Below are 15226 nucleotides of genomic sequence, written 5' to 3'. Positions count from 1 at the left end.
ACTGGGCGTGTGGCTAGCACTTACCCAGGCGGGATTTCCACCCGCTAGTCAATCAGACCTTGCCAGTCCGCACGTTCACGCGATGGTTATCCGTCGGTTTGGATCGAGCATCGGAGGTCAGCCTGCGAACCGAATCGAGCAACGTCCGATGTCAGCAAGTATATCATCAGAACAAAGCGTCCGGCGAAACGTCAGGCGTCATTTCGGCAACGAGCACCCCAATTTCAGCATCCATTTTGCGTTGCAGCTTCCATCGGCGGACCAGTCCGCTCGCGTTCCACTCGTCGGCGTATTTTGCCTCGACAATGCGGCGTGCGTCGGATTCAACGGAAGCGATTAAACGATCGTGCCCATCGGCGACAAAACCCGATTCACGACCGGTAGTCGGTCGCGCACAGTGAGGAGTTGGTAGCGTGCGTTGTCGATTCATTTCGTGCAACGGTTTGCGGAGTGCATTTCAGTTAGGATAACGTCACCGTTCACCGGGCCGCGGCAAACGACATTGATTTCAGAATCCGCGCGGCCCGCGGCTCCGTTGCAACCGATGGTTATCTGACTAACTTCGCGCGCGAAGAGGAGGCCTGGGAGGAACAGTGTTTTTACTTGAATTGGTTGTGATGGGATGCGAAAAAGAGAGGGCACGGATCGGGTCGCGGAGGCCGTCTGCGGATTGGTGCGTGGGACGCATTAAGTGTCCCATAGCCCGCTGGTTATCTTGGCCCTGCTGAGCTCTTGGCGTTGGCATTGATGGCACGCGAATTGGCCAAAGCCGACTCGCACGACCTCGTTGGAGAACCTAATCACTTCAAGCTCAGTACGCCCGATCCGTGCGTTTTAACTTCCTCAGTCAAACTCGGCCAAGGAGACTTCATTGTGTCACGTAAGAAACGAAAAAACAAGCAAGGCGTCAGCGGAAACAAAAAGCCGCTCGCCCGGTCACTTCCAAACGGAAGACTCGACGACGTGGCGGACTTCCCGTCGACAACGCCCCGGAAAACATCAACTCGCTCAAGCAGGTCAACCTGAATGCTGCCGGGATCGACATCGCTTCGGGGGTTCACTTCGTCGCCGTGCCTGCAGAGCGAGACCCAACCAACCACGTTCGCAGTTTCGGTGCCTTCACCGCTGACCTTCATGGCATCGCAGATTGGCTCAGGGAGTGCCAGATCACCACCGTTGCGATGGAGTCCACCGGAGTCTACTGGATCCCGTTGTTCGAACTGCTTGAGCGAGAGGGATTTGAAGTCATCTTGGTCGAACCAAGTCAAATCAAGAAGTTTCGTCGCAAGACCGACGTGCTGGATTGCCAGTGGATTCAAACGCTGCACACATTCGGACTGCTGACCGGTTCGTTCCGGCCCGCCGATGACATCATCGTGCTGCGAGGCTACATGCGACAACGCGAGATGCTGGTCAAGCACGCTGCCCAGCATGTTCAGCACATGCAAAAAGCCATGGAGCAGATGAATCTGAAATTGACGGAAGTCATCAGCGATATTTGTGGTGTGACAGGACTGGCAATCATCGACGCGATCTTGGCGGGCGAGCGAGATCCTCAAAAGCTTGCCAGGCATCGCAACGATCGTTGCAAGAATGATGAGGCCACGATCGCGTTGGCACTGCAGGGCAGCTGGCGCGACGAGCACCTGTTCTCGCTCAAGCAGGCCGTCGAGCTGTATCGCTACTACCACGAAAAGATTGCGGAAGTGGACGAGTGCATTGAAAGGTACCTTGGTTCGATGGAAGACAAGAGCGGAGGCAAGCCGCTGCCCAAGCTTCCACGATCCAAACAACGCAGCAAACGTGGCAACGATCCCAAGTTCGATTCACGTTCGCTCCTGCATCGGCTCACGGGTGCCGACCTGACGACCATTGACGGGATCGCCGAGCACTCGGCATTGCAGATTGTTTCGGAGATTGGCTTGGACATGTCGGCGTGGCCGACGGCGAATCACTTCGTCAGTTGGCTGAGCCTGTGCCCCGAGCTAAACAAGTCCGGCGGGAAGAAGCAGAAGAAAGGCAAGAGCCGAACGCATCGCAGTGGCAATCGAGTGGCGCAAGCACTGCGTGTCAGTGCCCAAACGTTGATCCAATCCAAGTGTGCCCTGGGAGCGTACGTTCGCCGGATCAAGGCGAGAGACGGAGCGCCCAGTGCGATCACGGCGACAGCGAGAAAGCTAGCGATTATCATTTACACCATGTTGAAAGAGGGCCGGGAGTACCGAGACATTGGGGCTGAGGCGTACGATGCGAGGTACCGTGAACGACAAGTCAACAGCTTACGTCGCCGAGCCGAGCACCTGGGCTTCGATATCTCACCGAGCCCGGCGGCTTAGCCTCCTGGAGCAAACATCCGAAGCTTCACATCGCGAAGGCTATCGCTCTGCGCTGCCAGCGAAAAAGCGATGCAAAACACAAGAATGACAGCCCGAAACAGCAGCTTCGGCGAGGAAAAAATGCACTCAGAGACATCAGAGACACCCGATCCGCAATCCTCAAGGTGTTGTTCCTGGAGATCCGCCAAACTTAATCGAGGGCCGTTAGTACTGGGAAAAACCATGTTACCATCGAGCCCATTGCAAGTGTCACGCCAGCACCAATCAACCAAACACGTCGGTAAAACACACCATATCCGACTAGGGCAATTCCAATCGATGCGACGAGGAATCGGACGCAGGAAGAAGGTGCGGTGACACCACTCTGAAGCCCCATGTGCATTTTACTCCAATAAGAAAACGCGAAAACCAAGGATACGACAAACAATACAAATGAAACGAACAATGATATCGCAAGAACTATCTCTCGCGACGACCGAACACTGCTGGAATCCAAATCGCGTGTCAAATCAGTATTTAGCTGCCCTTCAGTCGAGCTAACCGAGGTCGGAGGTGCATACGGATTCATCTAAACTGCATCACATTTGGATCGGATAACGGTAGCGATGTGCGGGCGGCGGCGAATGATATGCAAGCAGACGGAGGAGCGTGCCACCGCCGCTCCGTCACCATCGCATGGTTACCCGTCGTTGCCTTCTGGACTCTGGTCGGGGAACCGTTGAGACGCTCCCGCAGCGAAAGATGTGGAAATGATCGATAACGCAACAATCGACGCACATCTAAAAACGTGAGCTTCCCGATACCGAGTATCGGGAACATAAACAGTGTAAGTCGATGTGTTTGATGTGTAGGGCACGCTAACCGAATAGTTCGGGAATGTGGACAATCCGCCATCAGTGTACAGATCAGCTAAGATTGACGCGAGCGAATAGCCGGTCTGAGTGTCAGCTAGGAAGAAAACGAGGCATGCTGTAGCAAACGAAAACTGAATCCCACTCATCGTGTTCGATCGAATGTGGGCAAGGCCAATGATGAAGGCGAGCAAGAAGGCGTTGCCGTACACGAACGCGAAGACAGCCAGGTCGTTTTCAACTGCGCAGCACGCCATTGCAACGGCAATGTATAACGCCCCAGCGAGGAGCGAGCGGATTGAGAATCGAAGCATGTTAAGTCGGGTAACGTCCGGCGATAACCGGGTGGCCGCAGTTGATCTTCCATTTGTGAACGCGTTGCCGGCCACTCCGCGTTCATGCCTTTGTTATCCGAATTCTTCAGTAATAATGTTCTGATGACGATTCCGCCTAAGAGCCAAAATGAGGATGGCCGGCAATGTCACGATCAGTACGTCGGCGACGACTGGGAACGCTAAGGTTCCACGAATTACAGTTGCACTAGATGGAACAACCACCAACTGTGCGGCAGTAGACGCTTCAACATAGTCGTGCCGCAAAAACACCAAGGAACCATTGAGGCGGCTATGGGCGTGAAAACTTGCTGGCGCTTTATACTTTGGTGCACATCGCGGCACCGGGATCACGAGCAGGTCCGATCGTTCGTCATTCACTCTCCGCCAGTATCCAGGAACAGACGCAAATGGCGACGCAGAGATTGTACGCTGGAACCAGCGCCGATAGTCCTCCTCGCCGTGGATACGGTATTGCTCAATATGCTGTATTGCCTTTGTAGGCCTATCTTGAATGCACCCGGCCAACTCCACAGGTGGTATGCGAAACCATGCGATCCAGAGAGCAATGCCACCGGTAAGAACAAGAAGTTCGGTAATCGAGAGTTGTTTAGGCATATGCTAGCAGCAGGTTCATTCCACATCAGTAGGATAACGGTGGGCATAACCGGGTCGCCGCGATCCGGTCTCTAACTACCAATAGACACGATCGGCGACTCCGTGTTCATGCCATGGTTCGTTGGCTATCCGCAGAAGCAATTGAGCCGAAGTCATTCTACCCTTTGAAGCTCGCGCTCCCACAGGTCGGCACGCATGCCGAGTTCGATTTGCTCCGTTTTTGACAGTGATGTTGTTTTCCCGGACCGTATGTTGGCAAGTTGTTGTCGGAATTGCGCAATACGGATGCTAAGTTTTTGATTGCGCAGTCTATTTTGAATCATAAGCTGTTGCGTTTGAGGAGTGGGCACTTGAGCTGTCGCTTGTTTGTCGGCATAGAATTCGCGTAATTTGTCAACGGCTGCGGGGCCATACAAGCCCAGAATCGGTCCGACGATCGTAGTCAATATAAGCAGGGTGCGAATGCTAAATTGCAGACGACGCTTTCCAGTTCGTGCCCTGTTGCGGTTAAGATTCATTGCGCAGATTCCTTCGCGATGTGATTTCCTCGTCCAACGAACGGCAGCCGTCACCGGGGACGGCGAGTTGATTTTCCATTTGTAAAAGCGCGACGCCGTCCTCCGTGTGCACGGCATTGTTATCCGTTGTCTTCGGCATTCCGGCGGCCCTTAATATGATAGCGAGCATATCGCACCGTCGCGACTGTCATTGAATGAACTAGTACTAGGAATCCAACGAAGCACGCACCGATAGCGATTGGTGAATGAGAAAGAAGAATCGCAGCTACGGCCAAAGTAGGGAGTGCAATCAAGAAAATGACGATCGCTTGCATCACTACGAAGCGGCCGCCAACCAATCTTGCATCGCATCCACGGCAACTTAAGAACACAGGGAGCGCCGCTAGTGAAACCTGTTTGTATGTGATAGGAGTCCCGCATGCAGGGCACTTTGCGCCAGCCGTCTCGCTGTGCAGAGAATTCGGCGATTCGTAGGGGTTTGCAGTTTTTGCTCGGTTCATGCGCAACAGCGAGTTAAATTTGGACCGCAAAGACAACGCGGGATTAAGTCGGATAACGGTGGTGATCAGCGGGGACGGGCGAAAGACTTGCAAGCAGACGAGAAAACGGACCACCCGTCCTCCGTTGCATCACATGGTTATCGCACGGATTTGGGTTAAACGCCGATCGCGTCACCATGATGTATCAATCGACCGAGCACCGTCCGTTTAGCCTTCGGCCCCTTCGGTGACAGTTGTCCGTTCCCTAGCAGTATCAGTTTAACGAGGTCCCAATTTGAAAGCAACAAACGACGTTGTGGACCAAACGAACGAAAACATCAACAGCGCACCTATAGCAGAACAACAATCGCCCGGAGTGTGATAACAGTAGGGTTCAGCGGGGCCGCGCGAACGACTCTCCACTTCAAACAAGCTCGGGTCGCGGCCTCCGTTGCAACCCATGGTTCGTCGCTTCATGAGGATTCGAAAGGATCTTGCGACTCAATTGTAATCGATGTCCCAGACGCGTCGTCGACCAACACAGTTGCTACCAAACCATCAAAGTAAACCGTCCGGGCGATTTCCCGCTCTTGATTTACGCGCACATTGAATTGGTAAACGTCGTCGCTTCCGCTGTTGCGCAGAAATCGCCACGATAAGACCGCGATGTCTTGGTCGTTCTCGAACGTGCAACTCTCCCGCTCAATACTCAGGCCGGACAATGGTGAGTGAGGAGTCGCGAGGTCAATAGTTCCACCAATCCGATTCGGTGCCTTCCACCAAGCCACACACGCGACCGGATGTTGCGGCGCATGCCCCACGCCGAAGTAGTGAACGAGCATCGGCGTGAATACTGCCAATCCGATTGCGGAGGCAATTGTCGCGGCCAGTAGATTCTTGCGATGCGTCATGAGTACGGCAGTCATTCGACGAACGGCAGTGATCAGCGGGGACGGGCGAACGACGTGCAAGCAGACGAGAAAACGGACCACCCGTCCTCCGTTACATCACATGGTTATCGCACGGATTTGGGTTAAACGCCGATCGCGTCACCATGATGTATCAATCGACCGAGCACCGTCAGTTTAGCCTTCGGCCCCTTCGGTGACGGTTGTCCGTTTCCTAGCAGTATCAGTTTAGCGACGGTCCAATTTAAAAGCAACAAACGACGTTGTCGGACCAAACGGTTGCCAGCGGATCATCGACAACGCCCCCATAGCAGAACATCGATCGCCCGGAGTGTGATAACGACCCGGATCAGCGGGGACCGGGAGTTGGGCATCCATTCGACAGAATCGACCACCGGTCCTCCGTTGAATCCGATGGTTACCCCGTTTCTTCGTTCTTCGTACGGCTTGGCTTACCGGCGAGCAGCCCGATGGCTGGCAGCATGAACATGACCCAACAACATGCCACGTCAGGATAGCCTACACCATCCCGGATGGAGTTACCAACCACCGCGCCGTTGGTTGATACGTATCCGTATCCGAAACAAGTAAGCGCGAGAATGCCCGCAGCAACCGGCCGCGAGCAATCAAAACTGCGTGTTGTCTTGACGACGACCACCATCACCATCGCGACGAAAAGAAGCAACCCAAACCAGCGTCCATCGTAGACAGCATATGGGAATAGTAGGACCTCGACCAAAATATCAACGATTGTGACCAGCAAGAATATTGCACCAGTGACGACCACTGATTTCAGTATCGTTGGGTTGGATTTCGTTGCGTTAGCACCGATTGGCGACAGGTCGTTTTCGTCGTGGGGCGGCTCATAGGGGTTGGCCGACACAACGTTCCTCGCCTGCGTTTAGATGGGGTAACGTCCCGCGTCACCGGGGCCCGTGAGTTGACATTCCATTTGTGAAACCGAACCAACGGGCCTCCGCGTGCACGCGATGGTTATCCGCGAATTGCCGTAGTGTAAAGTTGCGAAATCGGTCAGCGTCGAAGTCAGTTGAGAACGCGGACCAGGGAATCCACGGCGATGAGGTATTGGTTTGGTACAGCAGAATCCCGTCATTGAAGATGTCCGCCATCGTGAATGATGACCAAGGCACGGTCAAGTCATAGCCCAGTGAACTGACGCGGTAGCCATCGCCAGAAATCTCAATATCACAGGTCGCGTTTAGCCAAGTCGATCGCGATAGCGTGAACCGATAATACCATTCGTCAATTCTATATGCGAAGAATGAGCTGACGACAAAGGCGGCAAATCCTAGCCCGTACAATGGTTGCGTGTTAAAGCCAAGCATCGCGGCCAACAAGAGAAGGAAGGCAGCGATCGGCCAGCGGATGAAAAGCCAGCGTTTCCGCGTCGGGTTGCGGTCTCTTGTTCTAGTGAACGCATCCATCAAATAGCCGGTCGTCATCTTCAGTGTGATGCAAATCGGAATGGCGAGAAGCGAACCGGTATCTGAGTCGGTTTCGACGGCTGCAGGCGGCTGGTACGGATTGGGCGTTGCGTCCGTCATTTAACGCGGCAAGCTGGTGCAGAGTTCAATCGGATAACGGTGGTGATCAGCGGGGACGGGCGAACGACTTGCAAGCAGACGAGGAAACGAACCACCCGTCCTCCGTTGCATCACATCGTTCGCCGCGATTCATTTGTCGTAAGTTAGATTGTATGCAGTTCCGTCGTTGCGTTCCACCACAAGCAGGCTGCCTTCCCGCTTCACGAGTCGTGTTCGGTGAGCGTCCATCATGTCGTCGTCGGTGGACACCAAGAGGAAGCCGTCGGAATCAATCGTCCAGTACATGAGTGGAGCAACTGGCGGTTGGCCATCAGTTAAGATGGTAACTGCAACGGTGCCATCAGGATCATAGGTCGATTTGTCGATTCCATCTTTGCGGTTGAAGACGAGGTTCTTGTTGACCACATCGGATCGAGTCCATCCGCCTGGAGCCGGCTGCGGTGTAGACGCAATACGATTGCAGCCACACAAAACCAATGCCATGAGAAACGTGGCGGCTAGATTCAATTTGCAATCCATCTGTCGGCGAACGTCCGAAATCACGGGGATCGCCCCCAAGACGATCCATTGGCAAACGCGCCATGGCGATCTCCCGTGCATTTCATGGTTCGCCGTCCGTTGATTTGGGCTTTGACGTTGTGTCCGCAAGACGCCTCAGATGAGTATACACGATTTCATTGGGACCAGCGCCGACGTACCGTGAATCTGCGCCGTTGCGGAGCCAAACAGCACGAAATGGCGGATCATCCTCGGCATTGTCAAATGTTATCGACGCAGGGTCGAAGTTGAAATCGATGTCAATGTGATCTCGAATGTCGTTGAAATTCTCGATCACGGTATAAGCTCGTGTTGTATCTTCGTAGAAAGATTCAAGTTCATTCCAGTCGTTCGGCCAACGTTGGGCATTGGCGTTCATGAAGTCAACAAGCAGCTCGCCCGTGCCCCAAACCCGGTAGGCATCCATTACGACAAGACGCACGGAATTCACTGCACGGACTGCGTATGTGGCGACTGCGAGCAAAACCGCAATCACCGCGACGCAAATTAGCAACGAACGCGTTGAGAAGCGAAACCGTTCGGACGTAATTAGAGGTTCTCCAATTTGGTCGGCGAACGTCACCGTTCACCGGGCCGCGGCAAACGACATTGATTTCAGAATCCACGCGGCCCGCGGCTCCGTGTGCAACGGATGGTTATCCGTGGTGAATATAGGTGCGAAGGTGGATGCCAGTATACGTTCCCAAAGCAAGACCGAGCAAGCCGATGGTAACCGGAGATTGCTCGCGCAAGCCATCAGGACGATCCATTGTTGAGCAACGAATGTCGCCCGAGCACGCCGATGGTCGGTGCGAGAAGGCTCGCGCAAGCCATCAGGAGATTGGAAGGTCGAACCAGAAAAGTTGTCCGAGGGAATGGTTCGTCAGGTATATCGTTTCACCGGCATCAGCCGCAAGCCAGTGTTGTGACGCCAAGGCCCAACACCAGCATACCGATCGGCGTTGATCGGATAACGTTAGAAATCACGCGGGACGGGCGAATGACTTGCAAGCAGACCAAAAAACGCGACTCCCGTCCTCGCGTGCATTTCATTGTTCCCCGCCATTCTTGTCTGATTCGTCATCCGCCGTCAACGTCGCGACCATCCGCTCGGACTCAAAGTCGAGCGTTGGAAAGGCGTATTCGTCCAGTTCACGCTGACTAGCCAGCGATTCCGCCGCTTGCCCTGCAACATCGGAGTTTGGATCTCGCAGCGCACGAAGCAACATTCGTCGAGAGTCGCGAGACGGCCCCTCACACACAACGTACGCAATCGCCTCTTTGGAAGCCGCTGAACGTTGTTCCCACGAAGCATCAATCAGATCCCAATCATCGTCCGTCAACATGAACACCCAGTCGAATGCTTCGTCCGGAGTCTCGAGCATATATTCGGAATGTCGATCAAGCCAACGGTATGCTTCGCTGCCAGCGTCAACCATGAGGGAATTTCAGTCGGGGAACGTCCCGCATCAGCGGGCGGCGGGAGTTTGGATTCCATTCGTAAAACGTCACCACCGCCGCTCCGTTGCATGCGATGGTTATGCACTATTCCTACCCAGCGAGCACGGCTTGAAGCTCGTTGTCAGGCGAAATTCTAACATCGATGATATGGTCGGTGAATAGTTCATCCTGTGTGAAGTAGACCGAACGCCACCCCGACTCATCGCAGCTAATTGAAGAGATCGCAAGCCGTTCTAGGAACTGCACTGAATCGAGTTTGGGGCGTCCATCGGTTCGCCAATTGTCATTGTAAATGCCGTGTAGGTCCTGGGTCATGGCGTCGGTTATGCGCGGATACCAAGAGTCCCAATTTTTGATCAACTCCTCGGCGCCATCGACAATAGGCGTAATGTCCTTGTCGCTCCATGTCTCAATTGTGACCGGCACTTGTTCGCCGTGAATAGTCACCGATGTGGTCCAACCTGATTGAGCGCCGTCCCAGATCAATCGCCCCAAATACGACGAGGTCCGTGTTCGGATCAGCGGTTGCAGGGTCTCGCGGTAGGTATCCCGTACGAACGCAAGAATGTGGTCCTTTCGACGGGACCTGAACACAATTGGAAGTCGAACCATCCCCGATACGTCGACCTTGTCCCGATCACGCTCGATTGAAAGCTCGAGGTCAGCGCCGAGTCGGAATCTCAATGTGTCGCAAAAAGCACTGATTGCATCACGATCGGCTGTTACGTCGAGTGACGCGCAAGTGAAGCTCAAGCGAGCATCTCGACCACCGGAGCCCCAGAGTGAAATCTTACATCCCAGTTCGTCAATGGATGTGATTTCAAACATGTTCTTTGTGCATAACGGTTGCAATCACCCGGTCGCGACGAGCAATTGTCCATTGCCAAAACGCCCGGCTTCGCGACTCGGGTGCATTGTTTGGTTCTGCCCTCAATTGTCCTGTTCAGGCGGCCTCGTTGCAGAGGTGTTAGTCAGAATCGCCTGCGCTTCGGAACCCAACTCGTTGAGCATTGTGCCAAGTGATATTCCAAGCCTCAGTATCTGCACGAGGTCGATGTCAGAGATGGCCCGGAGCATTGTTAATGCGTCATGATCGCGATGTGCGCCGCACACTGTCCTTACATCTTTCAGTTCCGCTCTGTGATCTTGCCAGAACCTCGATACACCCTTCATCCGAGACCTGAAATTTTCGCGAAGCTCTTGAGGTACGTTAAGCGTTTCGATCGACTGGTTGAATCGTTTGCCGAATACCTGCGGCATGTCCTCGGCAATCTCGAAAAGTAAGGTTGCAAGGTGTCTCGCACACAATCCACGTTTCCATGTGTCCTCTTCGTAGGCCAAATCAAATACAAGATGGGAAAGATCGTACGCGACGGTGTTCAAGAATAGGCATGGGTTCCAAATCCCCTCGTGCGTCTTCCAACCGCGTTGGCGACATTCTGAGGCAGTGGCGAGTATGACTTCGTTTGTGGAAGCGATCGTATCGTGTCTTTGATCGAACGAGTTCGTCAGAGACTCGCGTTCCGACGCAGCGAGTTCGTCGAAAAGCCGCAATGTGGTTGTGGTCGTCATGTTGCGTCCTCAGTTTCGGTATCCTTGCGCATTTAGAGGCAAACCAATGCTTTGAGGTTCATTCAGTGGCAGAACGGCACGGTTCAGCGGGCCGGGAGTGTTGATTATCCATTTGTGAAATCGCGCAAGCCCGGCTCCGTTGCAACCGATGGTTCTGCCTTCCGTGTCAGAAATCCCAGATCGAGAGCCACACTTTGTTGAAACGTGGGTCAACGATCAATAGAGTACCATTGTGCCATTCAATCGTATCGCAACAGCGCTCATGTGCACTATACATGATTGCGTTGGAGCCAAGTACATCTTCGAGTTCGGGATCGCCCGAATAGTGCATCGGCCCCCCGTCCATGCTCATTGCAGACACACCGGTCGTGCCGAAGTTGCAGTGAAAGCCAATCTCAGTCGGAACAGGACCCGCTTGCCAATTCGAGAGCGGGGTGGCAGGTTGCAATCGGAGTAGTCTTGATACAGTTGCATCCTCGACGTGTAGGACGACGTGGAATTCCCCATCGCCCATGAACCCACCGTGATCGTCTCCGGTTGAGATGATCGTTGCGTTTGTCGGCCACGCGAGGCCCGTCTCGCGTTCAAACACAGTTTGCGGGCTGGGTGGCGTCGTCGCGTAGAACAGTGTCCCGCTACAAAGTAAGACGACGAAGATCGCGCCACCAAACGCTACGATTAGGCAGTTGATCCATTTGCGTTCACGGTCAACGCGGGTGTCATCCATTCGCATCATTCAGTGGCAGAACGTCCGGGATCAGCGAGCGGCGGGAGTTGACGTTGATCTCACCAGAAACCGCACCACCGCCGCTTCGTTGCATCCCATGGTTCGTCGCGTTTTCGTCTCGTTAGTCATCGAAAGCGAAACCCTTGGGTTCCCGGCCCTCGAACGTCGCATGCCACGATCGGATATCATCGTGCGGGTCGTCAAAGTATAGCATTATTGTGGTCGGCGCATTAGGCCAAAGGATGTTGATGGACGAAAGCACCAGTCGGTTGGCCACAGTCGGATGCCATTCCGGCTTCCATGTGGATAGTTCCTTTTCAGCGTAGTCAATTACGGACTCACGTAGAATGTCCCAATGCGAAACCCAATCGGCAGCCGTGTTTGCCATGTCCGTAGACGGCGTTTCTCCGTCGGACCCAATTACAACATCGACGTCATGTCCGTCGAGACGGCAATTCCGCTTCCAGCCGAGATCGACATCGAATTCGAAAGTGCCCAACGTTGGATGAACGAAAGGTCGCCGTTGTAACTCTTGCGCTGCGAAGAATAGTTTGATGCGCTTCCACATGACTAGTGCGACGAACGGCAGGGTTCACCGAGGACGAGCGGAAAAGCAACCATTGCCAAAACGCGTTTTCGAGTCCTTCGTGTGCAACCCATGGTTCGTCGCTTATGACCTCGTCAACCAGTTAAGCTCCTCAATCAGGTTAGGATCGCCAGGAGCGTTTTCTAGCCAGTGTGTGAGCAACGTAATATGGTCGGCACAGGCTGGCGTGTCCAGGAATCGTTCAACGAATTGGCGATCGATCCCGGCCAAACATCGAAAAGCAGTACCACGAAGAGTAACCAAGGGATAATCGTCTGGGCGTCGATCTGACCCGATCAGCTCTTCAAGCCGTTTGCGTGTTTCTTGCGGCGGGACACCCAAGAGCGAGAGTGCGTGGATCGACGTTCCCGCGATTTGTATGTGACGACATGTGGGAAGAGAATGTATCCATTCAAGAATACTGGCGTGCAGCCTGTCGGCACCATCGTATCCCGAGGCATTTACAATCGTGCATAACGACATGGCGCCGTGCGAGACCAGACGCTGCTCAAAGTTCGATAGTTCACTGACGTTCAGATCGATTGCCTTGCATCGCGAAAGAAGCTGGGCGATGTACGGCGATCCTGACCCGCCCTCTGCGGCAAGGAAAGTCGCTGCGTACGCTTGGGCGCGAATCGAGTCGGAACGAAGTGCGCGATCAAAGTCCAAATCGTTACCTCAGTCCGACGAATCGGCAACGATCACCGAGCCGGGACGATAATCATGCAAGCAGAAAAAACCGCACGCAAGCCCGGCTTCGCGTGCATCGTTTTGTTATCCGCCCGTATGGTTGTCCGCACTTGATTGGGGGATTCGCTCGGCAGTGTACCGTATCGTTTTCGAGTGCGAAGTATCAAAGTCTGCTGGCCAGGCACCGGCACCGAAGCAAAGAACAAGCTTGTCGCTGTCGAATTTGTAAATCGCCTTTAAAGTCCTGGTTTGCATTTTGTGGACGATTGTACCGGTCAAGCGTTTCGGTTCTATGGAATCGTCGACCGTGTACGTCAACTTCAACGAAGGCCGATCAGCCATACCAGCCGGCGTCGAGTCTCCGGGCCGAGTCGTCCAAGTCTTGTTGTCGAACGAATACTGCATACCTTTGAAACTCACCCCCGAATCAGCACGGCCTTCGTGTTCCATCGCTACGACTCGCCAAACGCCGATCAAAGGATGGATTGATTCGTGTTCCTCAGCATTTGAGGCTCCCGAAATTGCGATCAACGTCAGGAGCAGCGATAGTGTGACTGCTGTTCTCATGTGACATGCCTTTCAGTCGGATAACGTCACCGTTCACCGGGCCGCGGCAAACGACATTGATTTCAGAAACCGCGCGGCCGCGGCTTCCGTGTGCAACGGATGGTTATCCGTGGTGAATTTAGGTGGAAGGTGGAATGCCAGTTTACGTTCCAAAGCAAGACCGAGCAAGCCGATGGTAACAGGAGATTGCTCGCGCAAGCCATTGTCGCCCGAGCAAGCCGATGGTAACAGGAGCTTGGAAGGTCGAACCAGAAAAGTTGTCCGAGGGAATGGTTCGTCGGGTATATCGTTCACCGGCATCAGCCGCAAGCCAGTGTTGTGACGCCAAGGCCCAACACCAGCATACCGATCGTCGTTAATCGGATAACGGTACGGTTCAGCGGGGCCGCGCGAACGACTCTCCACTTCAATCGACTCAACTCGCGGCCTCCGTTGCAACCGATGGTTACCCGAAAATAGCGATGAGGTCAGTCGTATGTCTTGGTCGGGGATGAACTCTCAATCATTTGCCTGACGGTGAATGTCGCGTCCTTCAATCTGACGAAGAGTTCGCGAAGTGACTCCTCTTTCGACGCTGCGATGTAATCATCGAGAATAAGCAGTTCGTTGTCGAGTCGTGTGCCGATCTTGTCGCGAGCGTGAACAAATTTAGAGTCAACGTAAAGCTGTGTTTCCTTGTCTAATTCCGCGTCGGCAATTACATGCTGAACGGTGAATTGGTCATTTGCTGTGTCGGCAAAGTGCTTGAGAAGGCTTGCCTTGTCATAGACGACCAAGAAGTTGGCCTTTTCCGGCAATGTTGCAGCGTTTTCCATGGCTGACGCCGCGTCATTCATGATCGATTGAGGCTTGTCATCGAGAACCCAAGATGCAGGCGTGCTCTTGTTGCTCAAGTCAATGTAGTGGAGGACGAGCCCATCTTTGTTGTCGCTTGTGTTTCTGTTGCATCCGCAGAATACGGCTGGCAGGGCAACCAGAATGCCAAAGGTAACGATCCGAAGTAATGTCATTGCATCTCAGGTGATTTGATTGCGAAAGCTCAACGGAAGAGATAAGCCGGGTAACGACCGACGTCACCGGGGACGGCGGTTCGGTTTTCTATTTGTAAGAGCACCATGCCGTCCTCCGGTGCACGTCATGGTTCGTCGATGCTTTGGGCGGCGTTTGGTTCACCGATCGCGCACCTGACAGTGTAGGCGATCATTGCGGCGTCGCATCACGCTGTATTGATATCCAGCTTTTTACGAGTCTCAATCCTAAGTGAATTGAAGCCACTGAAACATCACCCAAGCAAGAAACGAACATACCGCGAGAAGAGTCACCATCAGAAACACGGATAGCGCTAGCAAACATTGTTTCCCAAATCCCATCGGAGAAGCCTCTGCAGTTCTCGATGATGTGCATGGCGTTTCCTGATTTGGATTGGTCTTGTGCGGTGATTCGTATGAATTCGATTCACTGTTGGGCATCAGAAACACG

General features: G+C 53.8%; 20 protein-coding genes. 1 reads left to right on the top strand and 19 read right to left on the bottom strand.

Annotated elements, in window-relative coordinates; all coding sequences use genetic code 11:
• Positions 1–166: 166 nt before the first annotated feature.
• A complete protein-coding gene (locus CA13_RS30485; protein ID WP_146403108.1) occupies positions 167–430 on the bottom strand; it encodes a hypothetical protein in 264 nt (87 codons plus the stop codon).
• 568 nt (positions 431–998) lie between these two features.
• Between CA13_RS30485 and CA13_RS30480 the strand changes: the two genes are divergently transcribed.
• Entirely contained in the window at positions 999–2336 is a 1338-nt protein-coding gene (locus CA13_RS30480; protein WP_146403106.1) for an IS110 family RNA-guided transposase, read from the top strand.
• A 190-nt stretch (positions 2337–2526) separates the two neighbouring features.
• Here the strand turns inward: CA13_RS30480 and CA13_RS30475 are convergent, their stop codons facing one another.
• The 18 genes from CA13_RS30475 to CA13_RS35880 form a co-directional block, all read right to left on the bottom strand.
• Complete coding sequence (locus tag CA13_RS30475) at positions 2527–2712, bottom strand: hypothetical protein (RefSeq protein WP_146403104.1); 186 nt, start codon at positions 2710–2712, stop codon at positions 2527–2529.
• Between the two features lie 303 nt (positions 2713–3015).
• The gene (locus CA13_RS30470; protein WP_146403102.1) at positions 3016–3501 is read right to left on the bottom strand and encodes a hypothetical protein; all 486 of its coding nucleotides are present in this window, start codon (positions 3499–3501) and stop codon (positions 3016–3018) included.
• Between the two features lie 93 nt (positions 3502–3594).
• Positions 3595–4137, bottom strand: a complete 543-nt coding sequence (locus CA13_RS30465; protein ID WP_146403101.1) for a hypothetical protein — start codon at positions 4135–4137, stop codon at positions 3595–3597.
• A 152-nt stretch (positions 4138–4289) separates the two neighbouring features.
• Positions 4290–4655 (bottom strand): hypothetical protein, encoded by a 366-nt coding sequence (locus tag CA13_RS30460; RefSeq protein ID WP_146403099.1) that lies wholly within the window; start codon positions 4653–4655, stop codon positions 4290–4292.
• A gap of 952 nt (positions 4656–5607) precedes the next feature.
• Positions 5608–6045 carry a hypothetical protein gene (locus tag CA13_RS30455; RefSeq protein WP_146403097.1) on the bottom strand — a complete coding sequence of 146 codons (438 nt, stop codon included), beginning with the start codon at positions 6043–6045 and terminating at the stop codon, positions 5608–5610.
• A gap of 415 nt (positions 6046–6460) precedes the next feature.
• Positions 6461–6925, bottom strand: a complete 465-nt coding sequence (locus tag CA13_RS30450; protein ID WP_146403095.1) for a hypothetical protein — start codon at positions 6923–6925, stop codon at positions 6461–6463.
• A 40-nt stretch (positions 6926–6965) separates the two neighbouring features.
• Positions 6966–7607, bottom strand: coding sequence for a YcxB family protein (locus CA13_RS30445; RefSeq protein WP_146403093.1), 642 nt, complete (start codon positions 7605–7607; stop codon positions 6966–6968).
• A 129-nt stretch (positions 7608–7736) separates the two neighbouring features.
• Positions 7737–8207 (bottom strand): hypothetical protein, encoded by a 471-nt coding sequence (locus CA13_RS30440; RefSeq protein WP_146403091.1) that lies wholly within the window; start codon positions 8205–8207, stop codon positions 7737–7739.
• Position 8208: 1 nt separating this feature from the next.
• Positions 8209–8595: a hypothetical protein gene (locus tag CA13_RS30435; RefSeq protein ID WP_419195039.1), complete on the bottom strand. Its 387-nt coding sequence runs from the start codon at positions 8593–8595 to the stop codon at positions 8209–8211.
• A gap of 598 nt (positions 8596–9193) precedes the next feature.
• On the bottom strand, positions 9194–9583 hold the full coding sequence (locus tag CA13_RS30430; protein WP_146403087.1) for a hypothetical protein: 390 nt from the start codon (positions 9581–9583) through the stop codon (positions 9194–9196).
• A gap of 112 nt (positions 9584–9695) precedes the next feature.
• A complete protein-coding gene (locus CA13_RS30425; protein WP_146403085.1) occupies positions 9696–10433 on the bottom strand; it encodes a DUF2262 domain-containing protein in 738 nt (245 codons plus the stop codon).
• 102 nt (positions 10434–10535) lie between these two features.
• Positions 10536–11177: a hypothetical protein gene (locus CA13_RS35885; protein WP_419195038.1), complete on the bottom strand. Its 642-nt coding sequence runs from the start codon at positions 11175–11177 to the stop codon at positions 10536–10538.
• Between the two features lie 166 nt (positions 11178–11343).
• A complete protein-coding gene (locus CA13_RS30415; protein WP_146403081.1) occupies positions 11344–11904 on the bottom strand; it encodes a hypothetical protein in 561 nt (186 codons plus the stop codon).
• Between the two features lie 121 nt (positions 11905–12025).
• A complete protein-coding gene (locus CA13_RS30410; RefSeq protein ID WP_419195037.1) occupies positions 12026–12472 on the bottom strand; it encodes a hypothetical protein in 447 nt (148 codons plus the stop codon).
• Positions 12473–12574: 102 nt separating this feature from the next.
• Positions 12575–13159: a hypothetical protein gene (locus CA13_RS30405; protein WP_146403077.1), complete on the bottom strand. Its 585-nt coding sequence runs from the start codon at positions 13157–13159 to the stop codon at positions 12575–12577.
• Positions 13160–13264: 105 nt separating this feature from the next.
• Positions 13265–13747, bottom strand: a complete 483-nt coding sequence (locus CA13_RS30400) for a TIGR03067 domain-containing protein (RefSeq protein ID WP_146403075.1) — start codon at positions 13745–13747, stop codon at positions 13265–13267.
• Between the two features lie 467 nt (positions 13748–14214).
• Positions 14215–14757 (bottom strand): hypothetical protein, encoded by a 543-nt coding sequence (locus tag CA13_RS30395; RefSeq protein WP_146403073.1) that lies wholly within the window; start codon positions 14755–14757, stop codon positions 14215–14217.
• A gap of 246 nt (positions 14758–15003) precedes the next feature.
• A partial coding sequence (locus CA13_RS35880; RefSeq protein ID WP_419195036.1) for a hypothetical protein occupies positions 15004–15226 on the bottom strand: 223 nt, incomplete at its 5' end.

Source organism: Novipirellula herctigrandis (genome assembly GCA_007859835.1).
GTDB lineage: Bacteria > Planctomycetota > Planctomycetia > Pirellulales > Pirellulaceae > Novipirellula_A > Novipirellula_A herctigrandis.
Note: the sequence above shows the minus strand (reverse complement) of the source record. Positions and strands in the feature narration are given on the sequence as shown.

What these genes read in the sequence shown, in the direction of transcription:
- CA13_RS30445 (WP_146403093.1), bottom strand. Translation starts at nt 7,607, where the DNA reads ATGACGGACGCAACGCCCAATCCGTACCAGCCGCCTGCAGCCGTCGAA.
- CA13_RS30410 (WP_419195037.1), bottom strand. Translation starts at nt 12,472, where the DNA reads ATGTGGAAGCGCATCAAACTATTCTTCGCAGCGCAAGAGTTACAACGG.
- CA13_RS30425 (WP_146403085.1), bottom strand. Translation starts at nt 10,433, where the DNA reads ATGTTTGAAATCACATCCATTGACGAACTGGGATGTAAGATTTCACTC.
- CA13_RS30430 (WP_146403087.1), bottom strand. Translation starts at nt 9,583, where the DNA reads ATGGTTGACGCTGGCAGCGAAGCATACCGTTGGCTTGATCGACATTCC.
- CA13_RS30485 (WP_146403108.1), bottom strand. Translation starts at nt 430, where the DNA reads ATGAATCGACAACGCACGCTACCAACTCCTCACTGTGCGCGACCGACT.
- CA13_RS30470 (WP_146403102.1), bottom strand. Translation starts at nt 3,501, where the DNA reads ATGCTTCGATTCTCAATCCGCTCGCTCCTCGCTGGGGCGTTATACATT.
- CA13_RS30395 (WP_146403073.1), bottom strand. Translation starts at nt 14,757, where the DNA reads ATGACATTACTTCGGATCGTTACCTTTGGCATTCTGGTTGCCCTGCCA.
- CA13_RS30440 (WP_146403091.1), bottom strand. Translation starts at nt 8,207, where the DNA reads ATGCACGGGAGATCGCCATGGCGCGTTTGCCAATGGATCGTCTTGGGG.
- CA13_RS30465 (WP_146403101.1), bottom strand. Translation starts at nt 4,137, where the DNA reads ATGCCTAAACAACTCTCGATTACCGAACTTCTTGTTCTTACCGGTGGC.
- CA13_RS35885 (WP_419195038.1), bottom strand. Translation starts at nt 11,177, where the DNA reads ATGACGACCACAACCACATTGCGGCTTTTCGACGAACTCGCTGCGTCG.
- CA13_RS30415 (WP_146403081.1), bottom strand. Translation starts at nt 11,904, where the DNA reads ATGGATGACACCCGCGTTGACCGTGAACGCAAATGGATCAACTGCCTA.
- CA13_RS30400 (WP_146403075.1), bottom strand. Translation starts at nt 13,747, where the DNA reads ATGAGAACAGCAGTCACACTATCGCTGCTCCTGACGTTGATCGCAATT.
- CA13_RS30475 (WP_146403104.1), bottom strand. Translation starts at nt 2,712, where the DNA reads ATGGGGCTTCAGAGTGGTGTCACCGCACCTTCTTCCTGCGTCCGATTC.
- CA13_RS30455 (WP_146403097.1), bottom strand. Translation starts at nt 6,045, where the DNA reads ATGACGCATCGCAAGAATCTACTGGCCGCGACAATTGCCTCCGCAATC.
- CA13_RS30460 (WP_146403099.1), bottom strand. Translation starts at nt 4,655, where the DNA reads ATGAATCTTAACCGCAACAGGGCACGAACTGGAAAGCGTCGTCTGCAA.